The sequence below is a fragment of the Methanosarcina sp. A14 genome, from assembly GCF_001729375.1.
In the GTDB taxonomy this organism is placed as follows: Archaea; Halobacteriota; Methanosarcinia; order Methanosarcinales; family Methanosarcinaceae; genus Methanosarcina; species Methanosarcina barkeri.
Genome location: NZ_LZPK01000002.1, coordinates 1 through 4,272 on the forward strand (window position 1 = coordinate 1; position 4,272 = coordinate 4,272).

Annotated in this window: 4 protein-coding genes; 3 read left to right on the forward strand and 1 reads right to left on the reverse strand. The window is 39.0% G+C overall.

The window, feature by feature from the left end:
- The first annotated feature begins 105 nt into the window (after positions 1-105).
- From A9239_RS00045 to A9239_RS00055, 3 genes are all read left to right on the forward strand, one after another.
- Positions 106-1,278, forward strand: a complete 1,173-nt coding sequence (locus A9239_RS00045; protein WP_048116311.1) for an RNA ligase — start codon at positions 106-108, stop codon at positions 1,276-1,278.
- Positions 1,279-1,556: 278 nt separating this feature from the next.
- Positions 1,557-2,627 (forward strand): elongation factor Tu, encoded by a 1,071-nt coding sequence (locus A9239_RS00050; RefSeq protein ID WP_048116310.1) that lies wholly within the window; start codon positions 1,557-1,559, stop codon positions 2,625-2,627.
- Positions 2,628-2,697: 70 nt separating this feature from the next.
- Positions 2,698-3,315: a gamma-glutamylcyclotransferase gene (locus tag A9239_RS00055; protein WP_230629053.1), complete on the forward strand. Its 618-nt coding sequence runs from the start codon at positions 2,698-2,700 to the stop codon at positions 3,313-3,315.
- Positions 3,316-3,412: 97 nt separating this feature from the next.
- Here the strand turns inward: A9239_RS00055 and A9239_RS00060 are convergent, their stop codons facing one another.
- The gene (locus tag A9239_RS00060) at positions 3,413-4,186 is read right to left on the reverse strand and encodes a sugar phosphate isomerase/epimerase family protein (RefSeq protein WP_048116309.1); all 774 of its coding nucleotides are present in this window, start codon (positions 4,184-4,186) and stop codon (positions 3,413-3,415) included.
- Positions 4,187-4,272 lie beyond the last annotated feature (86 nt).

The following is a 4,272-nucleotide window of genomic DNA, read 5'->3' on the forward strand; positions in this document are numbered from 1 at the left end:
TACACCTGAGAATTATACCTAAAACCAGATACTCTGAAAATGTGTCATTCGAAGACATGCCTGAGAACGATAACTTATTTCAGGCTTGAAAACAGATAAATAAACATGAGTAGAGAGGGGAACGAGGAAATAGATCCTCAATTTATAGCTAGGCTTGCCAGTTTCCTGGGGTTTGATAAGGAAAGGGTTCAGCACCTTTTTGAGAAGAACTATCTTGCCCAGAATTGGGGAAAATATGAATATCTATTCCGCTTCGATAAGGAGATCTCCCATATCGAAAGGGGAACCGTGCTTTATGAGAAAGACGGTTCTTTCGAAATCATTATGGGTTTCCCAAAAATCCGGAGAGCCATGGTACTGGATCCCACGATTAAAAAGCACTTTAGCGGCCTTGAAAAAGTGGCCGTGGAAGAAAAAATGAATGGGTATAATGTCCGCATAGCGATTGCAAAAGACGAAATCATTGCAATTACCCGGAGTGGATATATCTGCCCTTATACGACTCAAAAAGCAAAAGAGAAATTGAATCTGAAATTTTTTGATGATTTCCCTGGACTTGTACTTTATGGAGAAATGATAGGCCCGGACAATCCTTATGTTCCAAAAGATATCTATGGCATTGAATCGGTAGAGTTTTACATCTTTGATATTCGGGAGAAAAACAGCGGCAAGCCTATTCCAATAAACCGGAAGCAGGAAATTCTGGAAAAGTACGGCTTTTTCCAGGTAAAGTTCTTCAAAGAAATTCCTCTCGAAACTGCTGCTAAAGAAATCGGAAAAATCATCCGGGAACTTGGAGAAAAAGAACATGAAGGCGTCGTAATAAAAGATCCGGAAATGGTTCTTTCTCCATTAAAATATACCTCTTCCCAGAGTAATTGCTCGGATCTCAGGCATGCCTTTAAGTTTTACAATGAGACCGGCAGAGACTATATGCTTTCCCGGATTGTCAGAGAAGGTTTCCAAACAGTTGAATGGAAAGAAAATAAAGCCGAGTTTGAAAAACGCTGCATGCAGCTAGGGAAGAGTATACTTGGCCCTCTCAGTGAATCCATCCTAAGTGTAAAAAACGGTCAGCGTTTATATGAAGAAGCAAAGATCCGGGTAAAGGATCTAAAAACTGCAGCCGAGTTCGAAGATTATCTTAAAAGACTCGGGATAGATGCAATTTTTGAAGAGCCTCAGTTAGTAGGGGAAGAGTATCTGGTAATTATAAAAAAGATTAATAAAAGTACTAACGATAAAACTCAAGCAATCTGGCAGGGCGAAACCTGGTGATCTTTTCCTACCAGATTGTGTTTTAAGATTTGAATTTTTGAGAACTTTTGTATTTAAGAACTTTTTTAAAGTGTTTCGAAAAGAAATATATTACAGTATAATTATACCAGATGCATTATACCAGATGCATTATACCAGATATAGGTTCAGATTTATAATACCTTGTAAATTCAGAGTTATTAATAACATGCAGCTCAAGAAATTAAAAGGGATTAAAAGGGATTATAAGAAATTATAAGAAATTAAAAGGAACTACAAAGAACTAGAAGGAATCCAGTATGACAAACGTTGCAATTATCGGGACGGAAAAGAGTGGAAGAACCTCCCTTGCCGCAAACCTGGGGAAAAAAGGAACATCCTCCGACATAACTATGTATAATAACGCTAAGGAGAGCCGGAAAATGGTTTTTGTAGACTCGCACGGCTATCCCAAAGCTTTAAAATCCCTGATTACGGCACTGAATATCTCAGATATGGCAGTCCTCTGTGTCCCTCCTGACGGCCTTGATAGGAATAATCCTGCAAGTGTTCATACCGGAGAATGCATTGTTGCCCTGGATCTGCTCGGCCTTAAGCATGGAATTATTGTCCTGACAAAGTCCGACAGTACACATATGTATGCAATCGATGAGCTGAAAAAGAAAATAAAACTGATGACTGCGGGCACTTCCCTTCAGGATTGGGAATGTATTTCCCTGAATACAAACAAAGGTGCAAAAAATCCTTTTGAGGGTGTGGAAGACCTCAAAGCTAAAATTTCCGAGATCTCGGAAAAAATCGAAGCTGAACAGGCTGAGCTGAATAGTCTGCCTGTAAGAGTGTTTATAGACCATGCATTCAATGTTACTGGAAAAGGCTGCGTTGTTCTTGGAGTTGTCAAACAGGGGATTTCAAAAGACAAGGACAAGACTAAAATTTTCCCGATGGATAGAGACATTGAAATCCGATCTATCCAGAGCCACGATGTGGATATTGACAGTGCACCCACAGGCACCAGAGTAGGAATGCGTCTTAAAAACGTGCAGGCCAAAGATATAGAAAGAGGATTTATTATCTCCGATAAAGAAATCATAAGTACCGATTATGTCCTTGAATGCACCATCTCAAAATTCACGCGAGCAATTGAAACCTCAAGTGTACTTCATCTCTTTGTTGGCCTGCAGTCCGAACCTGTACGTGTTGAGAAAATCCTGGTTGATGGGCAGGAAGTAAAAGAGGTAAAGCCTGGCAGTACCTGCGTAATGGAACTTTTAGGTAACAAAAAAGTAGCTTACAGTAAAGAAGATCGTTTCCTACTGGCAAATCTTGACCTGCCTCAGCGGTTTGCAGGTTATGGCTTTATGAAATAAGTATTTTATAAATTTTTTATTAAATAATTCTTTTAAATTTTTTATTAAATAATTCTTTTAAGGGTATAATATGGAAGAGGATTCAAGAAAAAATGAAGCTACTTGTGAAGACAGAGAGAGTAAAGTAAAAGATAAGACTCTCTATGGAAATGTTTTTCACAGAAATGTCTGCTGGCAGCGTTCTTACCAGAAACCTAAAGGCGAAGAGCTTATCATGGCACTATACGGCAGTCTCAGAAACGGGCTTTACAATAGCCGTCGTTTTGATCTGCAAAACAGGTCAGAGTTTCTGGGTACAACAAAGGTAAACGGATACGCTCTTTACTCCCTAGGCCCTTATCCCGGCATCTACCCTTTGGAAAATTCCTGTGTTTTAGCTGAAGTACGCAGGTTTTCAGGAAAACAACAACTTGAAATTGCCAAATCAATTGATTATATGGAACTTTTCGGAGGATACCACAGGGAATATGTGGATCTAGAAATTGGTGAGCAGAAATTCAGGGGCTTTATCTACGTTTATGATGAGAAACCTGAATCAGAAAGAATCGAGCACGGCGACTGGGCCAGATACTTGAATGAAAAAGAGTTACAGGAAAGAGAATTACAAGAAAGAGAATTACAGGAAAGAGAATTACAGGAAAGAAAATTACAAGAAAGAGAATTACAGGAAAGAAAATTAACTGAGTGAAAAAACTGAGACAATAAAGAAAGACGAAAAATAGAAGAAAATGAAAAAATAAAGGTGTGGAAAATAGAAACCTTAAAGCTGACAGATTCTCTAAATCTTACAGATTTCTTAAAAACTCAAGGCTCTCAATTCCTTCCTCTACAGAACTCATCTCGGTAACGAAAATTCCTTTATAATCCGAAAGTTTTTCCATAACTTGCTTCCAGTCTATTATGCCTTTTCCAAGAGGTAGATGTTCATCTTTTTTACCCATGTTGTCATGGATATGCACATGAGAGATTTTTTCGTTAAAAAGTTCCAGAAAGTCGTCAATAAGCCCTACAGTGTTTGCGTGTCCTACATCGAAAGTAAAACCCACATTATGGCTTCCAATGGATTCAAGCATCTCAAGCATCTCGTCAGGATATTTTCCAAAGATTTTCGGCATGTCGGGCATATTTTCGACAGCAACAAGAATTCCAAAATCCGCAGCAAAGTCACATATTTCCTGGAGAGAAGCAAGATTGGTAAAATATGCTTTCTGTGGAACCTGCGTGCCATAAGGGGAAAGATAACCAGGATGTACTACAGCTAAATTGACATAGTTAGAGGCAAGAGTCAGGTAGTGCTCCATCTGCCTGATGACTTCTGCCCTTATTGAGTCGTTCAGACCTGCCAGATTCATATCCGAGAAGGGCAGGTGCAGAGTTAATTCAAGGTCTGTGGTTTCACTGATATTTTTCAAATTCTGAATGTTCTTGCTGTTCAGGCACTGAGAACCTTCCTGTACGATTTCCCAACCGGTATACCCATGGTCTTCAAGCGTGTAAGCCCATTTGAAAGGGTCTTCAACGACTGCACGCGAAGAATAGCTAATTCTATGCAATTGCATGATGAAAGTTCATTCCTTTTCATTTATCAATATACGTCATCTAGCGAGAACTGAGATATATTTAACTGAACGAATTTAATGAACGA

Bases quoted from the DNA above. Each gene is read 5' to 3' on its own strand.
- A9239_RS00060 (WP_048116309.1), bottom strand. From the start codon at position 4,186: ATGCAATTGCATAGAATTAGCTATTCTTCGCGTGCAGTCGTTGAAGAC.
- A9239_RS00050 (WP_048116310.1), top strand. From the start codon at position 1,557: ATGACAAACGTTGCAATTATCGGGACGGAAAAGAGTGGAAGAACCTCC.
- A9239_RS00055 (WP_230629053.1), top strand. From the start codon at position 2,698: ATGGAAGAGGATTCAAGAAAAAATGAAGCTACTTGTGAAGACAGAGAG.
- A9239_RS00045 (WP_048116311.1), top strand. From the start codon at position 106: ATGAGTAGAGAGGGGAACGAGGAAATAGATCCTCAATTTATAGCTAGG.